General features: G+C 62.3%; 16 protein-coding genes and 4 pseudogenes. 17 read left to right on the top strand and 3 right to left on the bottom strand.

Translation table 11 applies throughout. From position 1 onward, the window contains the following. Positions 1-7: 7 nt before the first annotated feature. Complete coding sequence (locus tag AC1DYW_RS10520) at positions 8-1,561, top strand: bifunctional aminoglycoside phosphotransferase/ATP-binding protein (RefSeq protein ID WP_477226087.1); 1,554 nt, start codon at positions 8-10, stop codon at positions 1,559-1,561. 23 nt (positions 1,562-1,584) lie between these two features. On the opposite strand, the gene AC1DYW_RS10515 is transcribed toward AC1DYW_RS10520, so the two are convergent. Beyond that, positions 1,585-4,266, bottom strand: a complete 2,682-nt coding sequence (locus tag AC1DYW_RS10515; protein ID WP_477226086.1) for a bifunctional acetate--CoA ligase family protein/GNAT family N-acetyltransferase — start codon at positions 4,264-4,266, stop codon at positions 1,585-1,587. 156 nt (positions 4,267-4,422) lie between these two features. On the opposite strand from AC1DYW_RS10515, the gene AC1DYW_RS10510 reads away from it, so the two are divergent. From AC1DYW_RS10510 to AC1DYW_RS10485, 6 genes and pseudogenes are all read left to right on the top strand, one after another. Continuing rightward, entirely contained in the window at positions 4,423-4,809 is a 387-nt protein-coding gene (locus AC1DYW_RS10510) for a DUF302 domain-containing protein (RefSeq protein ID WP_477226085.1), read from the top strand. Between the two features lie 31 nt (positions 4,810-4,840). Beyond that, positions 4,841-6,694, top strand: a complete 1,854-nt coding sequence (locus AC1DYW_RS10505) for a heavy metal translocating P-type ATPase (RefSeq protein ID WP_477226084.1) — start codon at positions 4,841-4,843, stop codon at positions 6,692-6,694. 27 nt (positions 6,695-6,721) lie between these two features. Further along, complete coding sequence (trxC, locus tag AC1DYW_RS10500; protein WP_477226083.1) at positions 6,722-7,171, top strand: thioredoxin TrxC; 450 nt, start codon at positions 6,722-6,724, stop codon at positions 7,169-7,171. Positions 7,172-7,184: 13 nt separating this feature from the next. After that, positions 7,185-8,015 (top strand): annotated as a pseudogene (locus tag AC1DYW_RS10495) (MgtC/SapB family protein); the annotation flags it as partial. Positions 8,016-8,018: 3 nt separating this feature from the next. Next, a complete protein-coding gene (locus AC1DYW_RS10490) occupies positions 8,019-8,750 on the top strand; it encodes an MBL fold metallo-hydrolase (RefSeq protein ID WP_477226429.1) in 732 nt (243 codons plus the stop codon). After that, positions 8,747-10,027, top strand: a complete 1,281-nt coding sequence (locus AC1DYW_RS10485) for an MFS transporter (protein ID WP_477226082.1) — start codon at positions 8,747-8,749, stop codon at positions 10,025-10,027. Before AC1DYW_RS10490 ends, AC1DYW_RS10485 begins: the two co-directional genes overlap by 4 nt. Positions 10,028-10,042: 15 nt before the next feature. Here the strand turns inward: AC1DYW_RS10485 and AC1DYW_RS10480 are convergent, their stop codons facing one another. Further along, positions 10,043-10,783, bottom strand: coding sequence for a winged helix-turn-helix domain-containing protein (locus AC1DYW_RS10480; protein WP_477226081.1), 741 nt, complete (start codon positions 10,781-10,783; stop codon positions 10,043-10,045). 154 nt (positions 10,784-10,937) lie between these two features. Here AC1DYW_RS10480 and AC1DYW_RS10475 point away from each other — a divergent pair. Both AC1DYW_RS10475 and AC1DYW_RS10470 read left to right on the top strand, forming a co-directional pair. After that, positions 10,938-11,099: pseudogene (locus AC1DYW_RS10475) on the top strand (MFS transporter); the annotation flags it as partial. A gap of 147 nt (positions 11,100-11,246) precedes the next feature. Continuing rightward, the gene (locus tag AC1DYW_RS10470) at positions 11,247-11,693 is read left to right on the top strand and encodes a pyridoxamine 5'-phosphate oxidase family protein (protein WP_477226080.1); all 447 of its coding nucleotides are present in this window, start codon (positions 11,247-11,249) and stop codon (positions 11,691-11,693) included. A 188-nt stretch (positions 11,694-11,881) separates the two neighbouring features. Here the strand turns inward: AC1DYW_RS10470 and AC1DYW_RS10465 are convergent, their stop codons facing one another. Then, on the bottom strand, positions 11,882-12,835 hold the full coding sequence (locus AC1DYW_RS10465) for an ATP-grasp domain-containing protein (RefSeq protein WP_477226079.1): 954 nt from the start codon (positions 12,833-12,835) through the stop codon (positions 11,882-11,884). 389 nt (positions 12,836-13,224) lie between these two features. Between AC1DYW_RS10465 and AC1DYW_RS10460 the strand changes: the two genes are divergently transcribed. The 8 genes and pseudogenes from AC1DYW_RS10460 to AC1DYW_RS10425 all read left to right on the top strand — a co-directional run. After that, entirely contained in the window at positions 13,225-13,662 is a 438-nt protein-coding gene (locus tag AC1DYW_RS10460) for a hypothetical protein (protein ID WP_477226078.1), read from the top strand. Between the two features lie 132 nt (positions 13,663-13,794). Then, a complete protein-coding gene (gene copM, locus AC1DYW_RS10455) occupies positions 13,795-14,394 on the top strand; it encodes a CopM family metallochaperone (protein WP_477226077.1) in 600 nt (199 codons plus the stop codon). Positions 14,395-14,406: 12 nt separating this feature from the next. Beyond that, positions 14,407-14,685 carry a DUF5676 family membrane protein gene (locus AC1DYW_RS10450; RefSeq protein ID WP_477226076.1) on the top strand — a complete coding sequence of 93 codons (279 nt, stop codon included), beginning with the start codon at positions 14,407-14,409 and terminating at the stop codon, positions 14,683-14,685. Positions 14,686-14,705: 20 nt separating this feature from the next. After that, positions 14,706-15,155, top strand: a complete 450-nt coding sequence (locus AC1DYW_RS10445) for a hypothetical protein (protein WP_477226075.1) — start codon at positions 14,706-14,708, stop codon at positions 15,153-15,155. A 19-nt stretch (positions 15,156-15,174) separates the two neighbouring features. Beyond that, entirely contained in the window at positions 15,175-15,489 is a 315-nt protein-coding gene (locus AC1DYW_RS10440) for a DUF2933 domain-containing protein (RefSeq protein WP_477226074.1), read from the top strand. Positions 15,490-15,501: 12 nt separating this feature from the next. After that, positions 15,502-16,160: pseudogene (locus tag AC1DYW_RS10435) on the top strand (methyltransferase family protein). A gap of 83 nt (positions 16,161-16,243) precedes the next feature. Beyond that, entirely contained in the window at positions 16,244-17,674 is a 1,431-nt protein-coding gene (locus tag AC1DYW_RS10430) for a multicopper oxidase family protein (protein WP_477226073.1), read from the top strand. 18 nt (positions 17,675-17,692) lie between these two features. Next, positions 17,693-19,006 (top strand): annotated as a pseudogene (locus AC1DYW_RS10425) (heavy metal translocating P-type ATPase); the annotation flags it as partial. Positions 19,007-19,031 lie beyond the last annotated feature (25 nt).

Genomic DNA, 19,031 nt, shown 5'->3' with positions numbered 1-19,031 from the left:
GCGAACCATGATCGTTGACGACCAGCAAGCCGCCATCGCGTTTCTGCTTGATCCTGCTTCATATGGCGCGACAACGCCGGTCGAAGCGATCGAGACCCATATCTCGCGCATTTTTCTAACTGGCCAGCGTGCCTACAAGATGAAGCGGGCGGTCAAGCTGCCTTATGTCGATTTCTCGGCGCCGGCCCTCAGGCTGGCCGCTTGCGAGAAAGAGGTTGAACTCAACTCAAGGACCGCACCCGGCCTTTATCTGGGGGTGCGGCGCATCACGCGGCAAGCCGACGGCAAGTTGGCTTTTGATGGTACGGGGCAAATGGTCGACGCGGCGATCGAGATGGTCCGCTTTGATCAGTCCAAGCTTCTCGATCGGATGGCGACCGCTGGAGAACTGACGCCTGGGCTGATGACCGCGGTCGCACGCATGATCGTGGGCTACCACCGTGCTGCGCCGACGATTCACAATGGCAGCGGGTCGTCCAATATGGCGGGTGTGCTTGACATCAACGAGGCCGGCTTTGCCACCAGTCATGTTTTCGCAAAAGCAGAGGTCAGGAGCTTTGCCGAGGCCTTCCGCACCACCCTCGCCCGGCATTCCGGACTGCTCGACCGTCGGGAGGCCGCGAGCAAGATCCGCCGATGCCATGGCGATCTGCACCTGCGCAACATCTGCCTTTTCGACGGCGAGCCCCGACTTTTCGATTGCATCGAATTCAACGACCAGATCGCCACCATCGACGTTCTATACGACCTTGCCTTCCTGCTGATGGACCTTTGGCATCGTGGTTTTCCGCAGCTCGCCAATCTTGTGATGAACCGCTATCTCGACGAAGCCGACGATGAGGACGGTTTCATCCTGCTACCGTTCTTCATGGCGGTGCGAGCTGCTGTTCGTGCGCATGTTACCGCAACGCAGGTCGCGGAGGGCAGTGCCGATTCCGACAAGTTGACTGCCGAGGCCAGATCCTATTTCGAACTAGCCCGAAGCTTTCTCCAGGAAGCTCCGCCGCGACTCGTTGCCATCGGTGGCTTCAGTGGCTCCGGCAAGACGACCGTTGCAGAAGCGCTCGCCGCCCATGTCGGGGTGCCGCCCGGCGCCCGCATTGTCGAAAGCGACCGCATTCGCAAAGCCATACATGGAGTGCCCGCCGAGACCAGATTGCCGAACAAGGCTTACCGGCCGGAGGTCTCCGACCGCGTCTACCGGGAAATGACATGGCGGGCCGGCCTGATCCTTTCCGAGGGTGGTTCGGTTGTTGCCGATGCTGTGTTTGACCGATCAGCCGATCGCGACCGCATCGAGAAGGCCGCACGCGACCGGGGTATCACATCCTGTGGATTTTGGTTGGAAGCGGACCCGCTCGTCCTGTGGCAGCGGGTCAGTGAACGCAAGGGCGGTCCTTCAGACGCCACTATAGATATCCTCTCGCGGCAACTGCAGCGAAATGCCACCCAGGCCACCTGGCGCAAGATCAACGCCGATCGAAAGCTCGCCGACATTGTCGAGGAATTGAGAGGGCTTTCCGAGAACGATGCTGCTAGGACCCTGCGCACAGCCTCCTGACCGGTGCGGCAGGGCGATCGGCCTCAACGGAGTTCGAGAGTTGCCTCGACAAGGCCGGGTTCACTCGGATGACGCCTTATCGAGAAGCCAAACTCGCGGCACATGGCAAGCATCTTGCTGTTTTCGCTGAGCATGATGCCTTCGATCCGGCCGATCCCATCTGCCCTTGCGTAGTCGACGATTCGGCAGAGCAATTCCCAACCCAGGCCATGACCCTGCAGATCCGTACGCACCAGCAAGGCGTATTCGGCGACAGTGTGGTCCGGATCGCAGGACATTCGGCTGATACCCGCCAGCGCGCCAGTTCTCGTCTCCAGAGCGACGAAAGCCATGTTGCGATCGTAGTCGAGTTGGGTGAGTCGCTTCAACATCTGGTCGGAGAAGCTTTTGTGCGGCGACAGAAAACGCAGGCGCAGATCATCAGGAGAAATCCTGGCAAGGAATTCGGGATAGAGAGCGATGTCGGCCGGCTTGATAGGGCGGATGTTATAGTGCGTGCCGCCTCCCAAAAACGCCTTTTCCCAACCCGACGGATAAGGCCTGATGGCAAGCGCCGGGTTCGGCCCCGTCTCTTCCACGCGTTCCGGCTCGATCTCGATGCGAGCGTCAAGCGCAATCACGCCCTCGGCGTCGGCCAGCAACGGGTTGATGTCCATCGAAACGAGACACGGAAAGTCGACGATCATCTGGGACAGGCCGTTCAGCGCGGCAACGATCGCCTGCCGATCCGCCGGCTTGCGATCTCGGAACCCGGCGAGCAGGCGACCGATCCGCGTTTGCCCGATCAAGTCACCGGCAAGAACATCGTCGAGCGGCGGCAGTGCGATCGCGGTATCGTCCGTCACCTCAACCGCGACGCCACCGGCTCCAAACAGCATCGCCGGGCCGAAGATTGGATCGCGACTGACGCCAAGGATCAATTCCTGCGCCTGTCTTCGTATCACCATCGGCTGGACTGCATAGCCCTCAATATCGGCTTGCGGAGCGTGCTTGCGCACACCCACCTCGATTGAGCGTGCGGCCTCGCCGGCGGCGGCGGCGGCAGTGATGCCAAGCACCACCCCACCAACGTCCGACTTGTGCGAGATCGTCTTGGACAGCAGTTTGACGACGACCTGCTTGGATGCCCTGAGAAGTCGGCCAGCCGCCGCCTCCACTTCGGCGGAAGATCTGGCGACGATCGTCTCGGGCACCGGAATCCCATAGGCGGAGATCGCCGCCTTGGCTTCGGGCTCGGTTAGTAATCGCCGGCCTTCGCCGGCGACCTGCCTGAATATGGCAAGCACGGCCTCCCGGTCGCTCGTTGTGTCCTCGCTGCGATTCGAGGGCGTCCGCATCAATGCCCGCTCGGCTCGCGACCATTCGCTCAGGTAGGAGACTGCGGTTGCGGCATCGGCGGGCGTCTCGAAACTGGCAATGCCGGCATCCTGAAGGACACGTCGCCCTTCGCGCGCCGTGTGTTCGCCAAGCCAGCAGGTCAGGACCGGTTTGCCGCCGATCTTGCCGCCCTTGGCAAGTGTTGCCACCGCGCCCGCTGCCGCAAGCGGCGAGCCAAGCCCCGTCGGGCAGTTCATGACCAGGACAACGTCGGTCCTGGGATCAGCCGCTACGGCTTCAACGGCGGCCCTGTAGCGCTCCGGCGAGGCGTCGCCGATGATGTCGACCGGATTGGCGTGGGACCATATAGGCGGCAGGGCGATATTCAGGCGGGCGATCGTCTCTGGAGAGAGCTCGGCCAGTTCGCCCTTGCAGTCGATGAGTTGATCGACGGCAAGCACACCGGCGCCCCCGCCATTGGTGACGATACCGACCCGGGTCCGCTCGAGCGGAGCGAAACGGGCGGTCGTTTCAACCGCATCGAACAACTCGGCCAGGCCTTTGACGCGCAGGATGCCTGCGCGCAGCAATGCCGCATCGACGACGCGATCGGCGCCCGACAGCGCGCCAGTGTGGGTCGCAGCCGCTTTGGCTGATTGCTCGTGGCGGCCAGACTTGATCGCGATGACCGGCTTGATGCGTGCGGTGGCACGGGCGGCCGAGATGAACTTGCGCGGATTGGGAATGGTTTCGAGATACATCACGATGGCGCGCGTGTGCGCATCGCCCGCCAGCATGTCGAGACAATCACCCACGTCGACATCCGCCATGTCGCCGAGAGAGACGATCTGCGAGAAGCCGACATTGTTGTGTGCCGCCCAGTCGATCAGCGACGTGGCAATGGCGCCGGATTGCGACAGCAGCGCGATGTTGCCGGGCCTGGCGGCCATGTGTGCAAATCCGGCGTTGAGTTTGACGGGCGGGATCATCAGTCCGACCGTGTTCGGCCCGATGATGCGGAACAGACTGGGCTTGGCGGCATCGAGCATCGCCTGGCGCAGGCCGTTTTCACGTGTCAGCCCAGCCGTGATGACAACTGCCGCCCGCGTGCCCTTTTCAGCAAGGTCGTGCACGATTGCGGGAACTATCCCAGGGGGCGTGACGATAACACCGAGGTCCGGAACACCCGGAAGGTCCGCCGCCTTGGCATAGCAGCGGCGACCCGCGACCTCGGAATATTTCGGGTTGACCGGCCAGATATCGCCTTCGAAGCCGCCATTGACGATGTTGTCGAAGACGACACGGCCGACCGAGCCGTCACGCAAAGATGCCCCAAACACGGCAACCGACTTCGGAGCGAACGCATGTTCGAGATTTCGGATCGTCACCCGTTATGTCTCCCATTCGTGGGCGATAATCGCCTAGTCGATCTTGCCCGTTCGTTGCGTTGGATCAAAGCGTTCTGCGGCCATCGCGATTAGCTCCTACGCAAGGTCACTCGCAAAGTGGCGACGAGCTGTTGCGATCAACGATTGGAGAGTTAGATGGGTTACTATTTTAGCAAGATCGTCGCCATGCCATTCACGGCGGTAATCGACCACGTGACCGACAAGCTCGCAAGCAAGGGGTTTGGCGTTCTGACCTCGATCGACGTCCAGCAGACCATGAAGGCCAAGCTTGGCGCAGATTTCAGGCCCTATGTTATCCTGGGCGCGTGCAATCCGCATTTCGCATGGCGGGCGCTTCAGGCCGAAGACAAGATCGGAACCATGCTGCCTTGCAACGTAATCGTCGCGGAGGTCGGACCAGGAAAGGTAGAGGTCGCAGCAGTGGATCCGGTCGCTTCAATGGGCGCTATCAGCAATCGTGAGCTTGCGCAGGTCGCGAACGATGTGCGGCGCCTGCTCGAGGAGATGGTCCGCGAACTCTAGCGCCAGGGCCATCAGGGTTGTGAGACATTGTATGAACGAGTCGGCTCTGCGGCGCGCATTGCTGGTCATTGCCATCCTGGGTCTCGCCGTTGGAATCGGAACCTGGCGAACCGGGCTCGGCCCCCTTGAAGCCGACACGATCTGGAGGATGGCTACCTTGCCCGTGGTGGCGGCTCTCGCCATCTCCATTCTGCGTGATTTCTGGATAGGCCGCTTCGGTGTCGATGCCATTGCCTTGGTGTCGATGTCCGCCGCGCTGCTGCTCGGTCAACCTCTGGCGGCAGTAGTGGTCGCGATCATGTATGCCGGCGGCACGGTGCTTGAGGATTTTGCCCGCGGCCGTGCGGAACGAAACCTCAAGGCATTGACCGACCGGTCACCGCGTGTCGCCCATCGGACGTCAACGCCGGGCACAGAGACCATCTCCGTCGAAGACGTTGTTGTCGGCGATGAGCTTTTGGTTCGGGCCGGCGAACTTCTTCCCGTCGACGGCATCCTGCTTGATGCTTCCGCCTCGCTCGACGAGGCTGCGGTGACCGGAGAGCCATTGCCGGTGCCGCGCAGCGCTGGCGACACGCTCCGCAGCGGCACCGTCAACGCGGGCGAGACCTTCAGCATGCGGGCTTCCGCCCTCGCAGAACAGAGCACTTATGCGGCGATCGTGCGCATGGTCGCGGCGGCGCAGACCGCCAAAGCGCCCTTCATACGCATGGCTGACCGTTTTGCCCTGTTCCTGTTGCCGGCCACCTTGCTGGTTTCCGGCATCGCGTGGTTCATCTCCGGCGATCCGATCCGGGCGCTCGCCGTGCTGGTCGTCGCGACGCCCTGCCCCCTCATTCTCGCCGCACCTGTTGCCTTCATCGGCGGCGTGTCCCGCGCTGCACGCGCCGGTATCTTGATGAAAGGTTCGGCGGCGCTGGAGGCCCTTGCGCAGGTTCGGACCGCGATCTTCGACAAGACCGGCACCTTGACCATCGGCGGCGCCGAGCTCATCGAAATCGAAGCTGAACCCGGCTGCGATGCCGACCATCTGCTGCAGTTGTTGGCATCGTTGGAACAGGCCTCGCACCATGTGCTCGCAGACTCGATCATCCGGGCGGCGCGCGGGAGGCAGCTGATGCTTTTGCATCCGCATGATGTCCGCGAGCATCGGGGCGCGGGCCTGAAGGGTCGGGTCGACAACATGTCGATCGCGGCGGGATCGCGGGCTCTCGTGCTCGCCAATAAGCCGCTACCCGGCTGGGCGAAAAGCGGCGAGGAAAAATACCGGGACGAGGCGGTGCTCAGGGTTTTTGTAGCACTCGGCGGACGGCTTGCCGGTGTTTTCACGTTCGGCGACGCCTTGCGTGTTGATGCGCATGATGCACTCGGCAAGCTGCGCTCAGCCGGCATTGCGCGCATGATTATGCTCACAGGCGACGACAGAGTGGCAGCCACGCGCATCTCCGCCCGGCTCGACCTCGACGCCGTTGTCGCCGATGCGATCCCTGCCGAAAAAGTCGCAACGGTCGAAGCCGAGAAAGCCTCGGCGCCGACGATGATGGTCGGCGACGGCATCAACGACGCCCCTGCCCTGGCGGCCGCAACGGTCGGTGTCGCCATGGGCGCACGTGGTGCCACCGCCTCCTCCGAGGCAGCGGACGTCATCGTGCTGACCGACAGGCTACAGCCCGTCGCCGATGCAGTTCGGATTGCACGGCGAACGCGATCGATTGCCTTGCAAAGCATCATCGCCGGGCTGGCACTGTCGGGGCTGGCAATGATCGCGGCTGCCATGGGGCAGATCACCCCGGTTGCCGGAGCGCTGCTTCAGGAAGGGATTGACGTGGCGGTTATCCTGAACGCGTTGCGCACCCTTGGCGATGGACATCTGTGGCGCGCATAGTAGACGACAGCTGATCGGTGAATGGCCATGGCACAGCAGAATCTGGTGGTTTGCAGCAAATGCGGTGGGGTCAACCGATTGCCGCCGGTCCGCAATGCCATTGAGGCGAAATGCGGAAAGTGCGGGAACCGGCTGTTTTCAGGGCATCCCGAAGATGTCGATGCCGCGATCTTCGACAATCAGATCGCGCGCAGCAGCCTGCCCGTTGTCGTCGACGTCTGGGCACCATGGTGCGGCCCCTGCAAGATGATGGCGCCGGCTTACAATGCAGCAGCAAATGAACTGGAGCCGCGTGTTCGTCTGATCAAACTCAATTCTGACAATGAGCAGGCTGTTGCGGCCAGGCTCGGCATTCGCAGCATCCCGACCATGTTCCTCTTTCATGGCGGACGAGAGATCGCGCGCACATCAGGCGCAATGACGGCAGGCCAGATCGTCAGGTGGGTTCGCGACCGCCTGCCGACGGTCGCCGCCTGAAGTCGCCGCGCCAATGGATCCGCTCATCGCTCGGCTGGGACTTGCCCTCGCAATAGGCCTGCTCGTCGGCCTGGAGCGCGGCTGGCGGGAGCGGGAGGCGCCCGATCGCAGTCGCACGGCCGGCATCCGGACGTTCGGCATATCCGGGCTGCTTGGCGGCGTTCTCGCCGCACTTGCCGACGCGCTTGGCGCGGTGTCCGTGCTGGTCGGCGGCTTCATCGCCTTTGCGGCAATCTTCGCCTGGTATAAGGCGCGTGAGGCTGCCCATGACGAGGATTTCAGTGTCACGAGCGTGATCGCAGGCCTGGGCGTTTTTGCCCTTGGCGCGCTTTCCGTCGCCGGCGATTATCGGGCTGCTGCTGCGGGTGGGGCGGCATTGGCGGCAATCCTGGCCAGCCGAGAGGTCCTGCACGGTCTTTTGAAGCGACTGACCTGGGTCGAACTCCGTTCGGCGCTGATCCTAGCGGTGATGACGGCGATCGTTCTGCCCCTGCTGCCAAACCGGCCGATGGACCCGTGGGGCGGTTTCAATCCTTGGGAAGTCTGGTTCCTGACGGTGCTGATGGCCTCGATTTCGTTCGCCGGCTATGTGGCTATTCGCATTCTGGGCAATACGCGTGGTCTGCTGGTCAGTTCGCTCGCCGGTGCGATCGTCTCTTCGACGGCGGTAACCTTGGCGCTAGCCCGCAATGCCGCGTCGGCAAGCAATCCGCTGCCGCTCGCCGGGGCGGCATCCCTGGCCGCAACGGTTTCGGTGCTCCGCGTCTGCGCCGTGGTTCTGATCATCGAGCCAAGCGTGTTCGCTTCGGTCGCCATCCCGGCGATCGCCGCGGCGCTCGCCTTCCCCATGATCCTGCGTCAGTTTCTTCATTCCGATCCCGTCGCCGTATCCTACCTCTTTGGCTGCGGCGGCAAGGCATCCGCTGCGGTCGTTGATCCCGTTGGCGATGTTCAACGCTATCTCGATGCGGCCAAAGCCACCGGCATGCGCATCCTCTACGTGATCGACACGCATATTCATGCCGATCATGTCTCGGCCGGCCGCGCACTCGCGCAGGCTGCCAGCGCGGAATACGTACTCCACGAAAGTGCAGCTGCCGACTTTCCGTTCCGCCGGGTCAAGGACGGCGAGGTGCTGGAACTTGGCAATGTCACCGCGCAGATCATGCACACGCCCGGCCATACGCCTGAGCATATTGCATTGCTGGTGACCGACCGCACACGCACCGTCGAACCCTGGTTCGTGCTGACCGGCCATACGCTGATGGTTGGCGATCTCGGCCGCACTGAGCTTGCCTCGAGCGCAGAGGATGGCGCGCGTCGCCTGTTTGCCAGCGCCCAGCGCCTCAAGGACCTGCCCGACCACGTCGAGGTATTGCCCGGCGCCTTTTCCGGGTCGGTTTGTGGCCGTTCGCTCAGCGGCAAGCCGACATCGACCATCGGTTTTGAGAAGCGTTTCAACAAGGCTTTTCGGATCGCTGATGAGGACGAGTTCGTCGCGGCCATGGTGGCGGATATTCCTCCGCCACCACCGGAGGCGGCACGTACCCGCGCGCTGAATGCCGGAGCCGCGCAGTGAGTGAAGCCGGCGTCGCGCCGCGTGTTGCCCTCGGGCTCAAAGCCAACTGGCAGCAGTTTTCACTCCTGGTGCTGATCAACGCTTTTGTCGGCGGCATGGTTGGCATTGAACGAACCGTCGTGCCGCTGATTGGCTCGGAAGAATTCGGGATCGCTTCGACGACGCTGGTCGTCTCCTTCATCGTAAGCTTTGGGGTGGTGAAGGCCTTTGCCAATCTCATCTCTGGGCAACTCGCCGATACATGGGGCCGCAAGCGCGTGCTCATTCTTGGCTGGTTGCTCGGGCTGCCGGTGCCGTTCATCATCATCTGGGCGCCGAGCTGGGGCTGGATCATTGCCGCAAACGCCTTGCTTGGCATCAGCCAGGGGTTTGCCTGGTCGATGACAGTGATCATGAAGGTGGATCTTGTCGGCCCCAAAGGGCGGGGCATGGCGGTCGGCCTCAACGAGTTCGCTGGCTATTTCGCCGTCGGCGTCACGGCCTTTCTCACCGGGTATCTCGCAGGGCAATACGGCCTACGGCCGGTTCCGATCTATCTCGGCGTGGCATACGCCCTGCTTGGAACCATTCTCTCGCTCGTACTGGTGCGCGACACGCGGGACCATGTTCGGGCGGAGATGGCCGGTCACGTCAAACAAGCCTCGCCGATTTCCTTCGGCGAGGTGTTTGCCCTCACCACCTTCCGCGACCGAAATTTGTTCGCCGCCTGTCAGGCCGGGCTGGTCAACAATCTCAATGACGGCATGAGCTGGGGCATCTTCCCACTATTCTTCGCCGCCAACGGCTTGGGTGTCGAGCGCATCGGCATCCTGAAGGCCGTCTATCCCGGAGTGTGGGGACTGCTGCAGGTCGCCACAGGGCCTTTAAGTGATCGCTGGGGGCGCAAGGGCCTGATCGCGGCAGGGATGTGGGTGCAAGCGGCGGCGCTGTTCCTGACCGCCTGGACCCGTGACTTTCGCTGGTGGCTGCTGGCGAGCGTTCTGCTCGGGCTCGGCACCGCCATGGTTTATCCGAGCCTGATCGCGGCCGTCTCGGATGCCGCCCACCCTTCGTGGCGCGCCCGCGCACTCAGCGTCTACCGATTCTGGCGCGATCTTGGCTACGCAATCGGCGCGCTATCGGCCGGCTTCATCGCCGATTTCTTCGGCTTGGCCTCGGCGATCGCAGCGATTGCGGGGCTGACCTTCGTGTCTGGCGTGATCGTAGCCGCATTGATGAAAGACCATCCGACCGGCGCGCCGCTCGTCAAAGCCGACGCCGGAAAGGCCGCGCCATGAATTCGCTTTTCATCGTCAATGATGCGCCGTGCCCGGGGAATGAGTGCCATGTCTGAGAACGACGCGCCGCCGATCCTTGCCGGCAAGCACTACGCCGAGCCGTCGGCATTTACACCGGAGAATCTGCTGCGCGAGGCGCGCCGCCAGAAGCAAGCGGCAGCGCAGGCAGTGCCGGATGTTTGCCTGCTCGATCCGGACGGCGATATCGTCCGACACCTGAAAGCCACCGGGCGCGCCCGGCGTCATGAGGAATGGTCTGCTATCATACGGACCTGCATCTATTTGAATGCGACGGGCATGAGTTCGAACCGAAAGTTCACGCGCGGCCTCGGCCGATGTCACCGGCCGGTTGCGGTAGGCCAGGGTCGAAAACCTGTCGATGACGAACAGCTCGTGAAAGCGCCCGAGGCTGGCGACGATGTTGAGCGCCAATCCTTCGCAGAAAATATCCTGCGCCGGATCGCCACTCATGTTGTCGAAGGGAAGAACGGCGATGGACGGTCTGAGCGGCGCCGGAGCTTCCGCGGGGGCCTCGATAGGCTTGGGGCCAGCATATTTATAGCCGCGACCATGCACGGTTACGATCATCTCGGCGGGCAGCTGTTTTCGCAGCGCCGAAATGTGCACCTGCAGCGTGTTCTCCTCGACCACCACGCCGGGCCAGACTGCATCTAATAATTCGGTCTTGCCGATCACCTCGTCCGGCCTCTCCAGCAACGTGGCCAGGATGTCGAAGGATCGCGCCGAAAGATCCATTGGCCCGTCGGGCCCCAGCAGCAACCGTTCGGATCTTTTCAGGCGATAGTTCCCAAACCCCAAGTCCATTGCGCAAGAACCCGTCTATCGCGGGCAGGATACCCCCCCGGCATGTCACCGGCAGATGCTGCGGCAATTGGTCGACCTTCCCGGACTTTTCGCGGCGCGCTTCATCGATCGTGTCGGTAAGGGTATTCGCGGCGCGCCACGCGACGCGCTTGTCGCCGACATCGCCCCGCCGCATCTGCGCGGCGCTAGTTTTGGTCTGCGCCAGTCGCTTGACACCGTCAGCGCCTTCATCGGCCCGCTTCTCGCCTCAGAGGGTCTCGCGGCACCTGCGAATTTCTGCGTCCCGAAGAGTGGCCGGACTCCTGCTGACCAAACAGACGCGGCAATTTGATCCACGTCATAGCGAGTTCGGCTGTCAAAGTGTGAAGTGTAAGAAAATAGGAGGGTCGCATCGATGCTGATCCGCACGCTCTCCACTTTGGAATGCGCGAAATTGCTGGCCGCCAATCGCGTCGGCCATCTGGCATGCGCTAAGGACGGACAACCCTACGTCGTCTGCTTCAACTACGCCTACGCCGACGGTCACCTCTACGCGTTCTCCTTGCCGGGGAAGAAGATCGACTGGATGCGGGCCAACTCCCTGGTATGCGCCCAGATCGTCGAACACACCCAGGGACGCGGATGGAGAAGCGTGATTGTCGACGGCCGCTTTGAAGAACTGCCTGACCAGATCGGACACAAGCTTCAGCGCGATCACGCATGGTCAGTCTTGAGCAAGCACGCGGACTGGTGGGAGCCCGGCGCGCTCAAGCCTGTCATACCTCCCGTGTCAGATAGCTTGCCGCACGTTTTCTTCCGGATCCTCATAGAAGAGATGTCTGGCCGGGAAGCAAGTGAATAGGCCACCATGCGTGTGGCCGGTGGCACGGGGAGGCATGAATTGCGCGGGCGCGGCCCGCTTTCGACGGACCAAGCCCGCGCCCAACTCAGGCAAGTTTCTCTCTACCTCAAGTGTCCGCCGCCCGAATAATGCAAACTTGATGCTCAAGGAGCCGCCGCTGATCATCTGCAGCGATGATCCGCGCATGGTCAGATGGCCAATACAGGGGCAAAACCGCCGCCTGGTGTGCGGAAATTCGTAGTCTGACCCTGGTAGAGGCGGGCTGCCGCGAGCAACATCTGGCCATCATAGGTATAAAGCCGCACGTCCATCTTGCGCGGCGTGAGCGCGCCATCGATCTCGATCATGCGCTGTCCGGGTGAGGCAAACGCCTGGGCCACATAGCCGCCACGTGCGATCTCGGCCCACACCCCTTTCGTCACCTTGTCGCCGCGGTACACCGCCTTGCTGCCGTGGCCTGAGAGCGGCTTGAAGAACATGTCCTTACGGGATTGCCAGGCGGCATCCGAATTGTCGGGCGTGACCAGAGTGGTCCGCGGGACATCGGCAAGCCGCGAGCGCATCTCCGGAGGAAGGCCGAATGCTTCGAGCGCCGCCGGATCGGACAACAGTGTCAGATTGCGCTTACTTGCAAAGAGCGCATGGTTGTGCGGATTGGGTGTGACCACCACGGCGCCGTCCTGATAAGCCGCTCTGAGCGCAGCATGTTCCGGGCGATCAAGTGTGAAATCGACCAGGCGATTGTAGACGAGGTCAATCTCTTGTCCGTCGAGCCGAAGTCTTCCGCCGTCATATTTCAGCTCACTCGCGTCCCCGATCATCGCGTCTATGCCGTGCTTCAGCAATAGCTGCCGGGCTAGCACGAATTCAGGATAGAGATACTGCTCCCCAGGCTGATCATCGACGATCGCAATCGTTCGCGGCGAACCAGCTCCCCGCTGGCGGCGCCATTCGTTCTCGAACATCGCAACGACATTGGTTTCGAAGTGATCGTCCCTGGCGCCGATCAACGCCCGGTCGACTTCGGAGCAGCAGGCCTTCTGTGTCCTGGCCAGCAACGCATTGAGGAAAGCCCCGCCGGCGTTGGTGTTGACCTCAATCAGCCTGGGGCCTTCATCGTCGAGGTGGAAGTCGTAGCCCATCAGAGCTCCGACGGGTCCAAAATCCCTCTGCGCAATTTCCGGAGCCCAGGAGAGGACGGCATCGCGGTAACCCGGTAGCCCGGCTGCCGCTTCGACGGCAACGACGATTGCCTGCATCTCATCGAGGGCGGACGCGGCGAGGAAGACCGGGACATTGGAAAACAGATGCGGCCGCGATGCCATGAAGGTTTCGCAGAAACCAGGCTCGCCGGCCTCATGGTCCAGCGCCGCCCAAAGTTTCGCCCGATCGAGCGAGATGCAGAAGCATTTGCGGTTGAGCCGCCCCGACAGGGACGTGCTGGCTTTTGCCACCCCGGGGACTGTGAGCACGTAGTTATCTCCTCATTGCCGGCCGCCGGAATGTTACCAATTTCGGCTTAGGCACGCTCGTGGGCATTGATTTGCATCAAAGTGGCGACATGCAGTTGGGCTACACTGAATCCATGAAAATCACCTTGGCCCAGCTTCGCTTGCTGCTAGCCGTGATCCTCCTGATCGCGGGCGGTGCCATTGCTGGTCCTACCGAACAGGCTTCTGCAATCGGCGTCGGCGTTACCACTGATGTTGCGACGTCGACGGGCGCTTTGCTCAAGGTGATGGGTCACGTTGCGTCCACAGACCAGGACGACCATCGCGCCTCATGCGATGGCTGCCTGGATTGCATGCACTCGGCCGGCTTCGGCTGTTGTGCTGCAGGCATTTCCGCCAGCGAATGCGGCGCTCTTGATGATGCGCCGGTTGCAATCCGCTTCATGGCGGGCAAGGCGCTCCTGGCAACGGGCATCGACCCCGAGGCCCTCCTGCAACCTCCCCAGATTCTAGCCTGATATCGCGCAGTCGCAGCCCTAGGGACTGTTGAATCCAGCAGTGTCTGTCAAGGCCCCATAACGCGCGACCGATCCGCGAAACCAACCAGCAGCGGCGATCTGGGCTGCCTTGCTTACCCGTTCAGAGCTCGTTTGTCGGTTCACACCAACGACAAGGAACTAGTCATGAAAACCCACCTTCGATTGATCGCGCTTGCCGCAATCGCAACTCTGTCGGGCGCGGCTTTTGCTCAGACGGATCCGCACCATCCGGCGGCCGACGCACCACAAACTACGACAACGGCACCGGCCGCGGAGGCGATGCCGGGCGGGTTGCCCGAGCAGTGCTCGGCGATGATGTCCACGATGCAGAAGATGATGCCGATGATGCAACAGATGATGCAAGGCGGTCAGGGCGGCGGAATGCAGGGTGGCATGATGCAGGGCGGGCAAGGCGGCATGATGAACGCTATGCCGATGGACACGACCAAGATGTCCGATGCCTCCAGAAACTACATGCAGGCGATGAAGCAGATGGATGGGCCGATGATGCAGGGCATCCAGGCCGACGATCCCGATGTCGCTTTCGTCCAGGCGATGATTCCGCACCACCAGGGGGCCATCGATATGGCCCGTGCGGTCCTGCAATTCGGCAAGGATGATCAGGTCAAGGTCTGGGCCAATCAGATCATCGCGGCTCAGCAGGCCGAAATTGCAGCAATGCAGGAATGGCTCAAGCAACACGCGAAATGACGGGAGGAACCCATGGCCAAACTCAGCATCCTGTCCGTCGGCATCGCGCTGGGCGTGACACTGGCCCTGATGAGCATGCTCTGTGCCCTGGCTTTCGCCATGTGGCCCGACGCAACACTCGATTTCTTCGGTGCCTTCATGCATGGACTCGACCTTAGCGCGGTCAAGTCTACGGCGCCCATGAGGCCGGGCCGCGCTCTCTACGGTGTCGGCGTCCTTGGCATCGTTGGGCTGTTGGCGGGTGTCGTTTACGCCTCGATCTACAATGTCGTCGCCACGGGGCGGCGGTAAAGCAAGCCGAGGTTCAGTCCATGAAAGCCACAGTCAATCCATGGACGACGTCGTCCGTCACTCTTGCTCTGGCGGGGATGATCATCGCCGGGATCGGACTGTATTTCATCGCCCTCAGGCCACCATTCTTGGCCGAGGATGTCCGCTATATGGACCTCTCGGTCGCCGAGCTCGAAGCCATCGGTCCACGGCTTGCGATGTGGCTCACCCAGGTTTTCCGGGTGCTCGGTGGCTACGCCCTAGCCACCGGCGTTCTCCTGGTTGCGCTGGCAATCACCGCATTCCGCGCGCGCCAACCGGTCGCGGTGGCCGGCGCTCTGGTCGGAGGAGGGTCGTCCATCGGCTTGATGTCGGTGGTCAACTTCACGATTGGCTCCGACTTCAGGTGGCCACTGTTTGCCTGCGCGCTGGTCTGGGCCGTCAGCCTCATCGCGTATTGGCTCGAAAGCTCCGTCAATGACAACCGCTGACAAACAAGGAACCCATCCCATGAATACCAACAACGTGCACCGCATGTCCGGTCCCCCGACCGGGTCCGAACCAGAACCGGAGGCCGAGGCAGGCGGATTTTGGACTTCGAAGGCCGGCCTGGTCACGATCGCTTTCCTGCTGATCGCCGCGTTTTTCCTGCTCACTGAGCACTGGGCTCATACCTTCGGTGCCCTTCCCTTTCTGCTACTGCTCGCCTGTCCTCTGCTTCACATGTTCATGCATGGCGGCCACCGCGGGCATGGCGGTCATGGGAGGCATACCGGACAGAAGGAAACTAAGCCGGGCGCACAAGACGGCACACGCCCACAATAGAGGAGCATGACCATGGTCGAGCAATCTCCCGCCTACGGCCTCTGGGGCCTGGCTATAATCAATTCGGCGGTTTTCATCCTGTTTGCGTTCAGCTTCTTCAAGCCGCGGACCGGCCCTGACTGGCGCTCCTTCGGTGCCTTCAGCGCCTTTTTGGTGGCGCTGTTTGCCGAGATGTATGGCTTTCCCCTGACGATTTACCTGTTCTCGGGGTGGCTGCAGTCACGATACCCCGGCATCGACCGGTTCTCGCATGATGCCGGTCACCTCCCGGAGATGATGTTGGGTTGGCGGCTCAATCCGCATTTCGGGCCCTTCCACGTTCTCAGCTTTTTCCTGATAGGCGGCGGTTTCATGCTGATCTCGACCGCGTGGCGAACGCGCAACGTCACAATCGCCTCGCAACGGGCGGTCCATATGCCTCCGTCCGGCATCCGCAATATGTCGGCTTCGTCCTCGTCATGGCGGGATTCCTCGTGCAGTGGCCGACGCTGCTGACGCTGGCAATGTTCCCGATACTGGTGGGCATGTATGTGCGGCTCTCCTTCATCGAAGAGCGTGAAGCGAGAAAGGAATTCGGCGACGCATATGACCGTTATGCGGGCCGTGTGCCTGCCTTTTTTCCACATCTGGCCAAGCTGTTCGGTTCCGCCGGCGAGCGCCGTGCGCCCTGAAGGAGGGCCGTTGGGGGCTGAACCTTGTGTGCAGACGAAACAAACGAAATTCCGAAATCTGAACCGAAAGTGAGGAAACGATCATGAAACGCCGAGACATCCTGAAGGGCGCAGTCGCAGGTGCCGCAGCTTTGGCGATCCCATCACCCTTGCTCGCGGCAGTCTCCGCCATTCGGTCAGGCGGCCAGACGCTTGGCATCTCACGCCGCACGATCGAAGTGAACGGCAAAGCTGCAAGCGTCTTCGGACTGCGACGGGCCGACGGCGCCCCCGGCCTGCGCTTGCGGGCGGGCGAAGCCTTCAACGTCTTACTGCGAAACGAGACCGCCGAACCGACGATCATACATTGGCATGGGCTGACGCCGCCCTGGCCGAGCGACGGCGTCGCCGACGCGCCACGGCCCCTCATCGAGGCTCAAGCCGATCGCAGTTTCGATTTTCCGGTCGGCGAGCCTGGCACCTTCTGGATGCACGCCCATACACTACAGGAACAGTTGCTGCTCGCCGCTCCGCTTATTGTCGCCGATCCCGCCGATGACGCAAAGGATGAGCAGGAGGTTGTCATCCTGCTCCACGATTTCTCGTTCTCATCGCCGCAGGAGCTGCTGGCCGGGCTGCTCAGTAAGAATACCGGTGGCTCCATGCCGATGGACGGGATGGATATGTCGGGTGCGCAAACCGACGCCATGGCTGGGATGAACGATGGCGGCATGATGACCGATCTCAACGACATCGATTATGACGCCTACCTGGCCAATGACCGGTCCCTGAACGACCCTGAGATCGTGTCGGTTGAACGAGGCGGACGCGTGCGGGTGCGGATCATCAATGGCGGCACGGCAACCGCGTTCACGATCGACTTCGGCGAACTTGAAGGCGAACTGATCGCGGTTGACGGTCAGCCTGTCGAGCCGGTCAGGGGCCGGCGGTTTCCGATGACGATGGGACAGCGCATCGACGTGCGCTTGCAGTTGCCGCGCGACCTCAGCTCTTCCTTTCCGATCTTGGCACTGCGCGAGGGGAGCAAGGAACGGACCGGAATTGTCCTGCGTCCGACGGGGGCGGCGGTGGTCAAGCTCGGGACGGCTGCCGATGTCTACGCTCCGGTTCTCGATCTGGCCCTCGAGGCGCAACTTCGGGCGAAGGCGCCACTGGCATCACGCCTTGCCCACAAGACGTTCGAAATGGCGCTGACCGGCGACATGGCCGCCTATCGCTGGGGTCTCGAAACCAGCGCGCCCATCCTCGTGGACAAGGGCGATCGCGTTGAGGTCACGCTGCGCAACGACTGTATGATGGCTCACCCGATGCACCTTCACGGCCACCATTTCCAGGTGGTCGCGATTGACGGGCAGCGCTTCCACGGTGCCGTTCGCGACACCGTGCTGGTGCCGCCGATGCGCTCGGTCACCATTGCGGTGGATGCCGTCAATCCCGGTCAGTGGGCATTCCATTGTCACCATCTCTACCACATGACGCGCGGTATGATGTCGACCTTTGCCTATCGAACCTGAGACACGGCAGCCGGTGCGATGGTGCCACGAACCGCGGCACGGAGAACAATGATGAAGAAGATCAATCTGGAAGTGCGCGACCTTATCGGGATGATGGACTTCGCGGCGGTTGAAAAACGTCTGGCGGCTTTACCGGGTGTCGCCAGTGTTGCGATGAACGCAGGATCGACAACCGCGACCGTCGAATTCGACGAAGGACGGACGAACCCCGAGACCCTTGCTGGGGAAGTCGAGGCCTGCGGCTTCCATTGCCGTGGCGAGACTGTGCCTCGCCATCTATGCGTTCCCGACAGCACGACGATTCCGCCGGGACATTCGCGCGCGACCTTCGTGCATGCCGGACATGATCATGTGGCGCACGCCACCACCGCGCTGCACGGTCCGGCAGGGCAGAGGACGGCCGCGGCCAAGGCGCCGCACGACGCCATGGCCCATGAGATGGGACACGGTGCCGGCATGGACATGCAGGGCATGGTCAAGGACATGCGCAACCGATTCTTCATCAGCCTGGTTTTCGCACTGCCGATTTTTGCCATGGAGCCGATGGGTCTCGGCGAGCCCTGGCTGCGTCCGCCCTTCGGCCTAAGTGATGACCTGGCGATGTTTTTCCTCGCCAGCGCCGCGATCCTCTATCCGGTCTGGCCGTTCCTGGTCGCCGCTTGGCGGGCCCTGCGCAACGGAGTGCTCAACATGGCGGTGCTGGTGGTGCTGAGCGTAGGCACCGGCTACCTGTTCAGCGTCGGCACTACCTTCTTCTTCGAGGGGCAGCAGTTCTACGAGGCGGCGAGCGTGCTCCTCGTGTTCATCCTGCTCGGCCACTGGCTGGAGATGCGCGCCCGCGCCGGGGCTTCGGCCGCGATCAGGGCCCTGCTCGACCTCGCCCCGCCAAGGGCGTCGGTTTTCCGTGATGGCAAGGAGGTCGAGGTTGCAACCGCCGACGTCGTGCTCGGCGACATCGTGATCCTGCGGCCCGGCAACAAGCTTCCGGTCGACGGCGAGGTGGTCGAGGGCACGTCGACCATCGATGAATCGATGCTTACCGGCGAGTCGATGCCGGTGACCAAGAACGTCGGCGACAAAGTCATTGGGGCGACGATCAACAAGAGCGGCACGCTGCGCTATCGCTCCACCAAGGTGGGCGCTGACACGGCCCTTGCCCAGATCGTCAAGCTGGTCCAGGAGGCGCAGAATTCGAAGGCGCCGGCGCAACTGCTCGCTGATCGTGCCTCGCAATGGCTGGTGCTCGCCGCGATCCTCATTGGGCTCGTGACCTTCGCCGTCTGGTTCTGGTGGCTCGGCCAGCCTCTGCTGTTCGCGATGACCTTGACCATCACTGTTTTCGTCATCGCCTGTCCCG

It is taken from the genome of Mesorhizobium sp. P2_D5 (genome assembly GCF_056404355.1).
The sequence above is the reverse complement of the archived record's forward strand: the minus strand, read 5'-3'. Positions and strand labels throughout refer to the sequence as shown.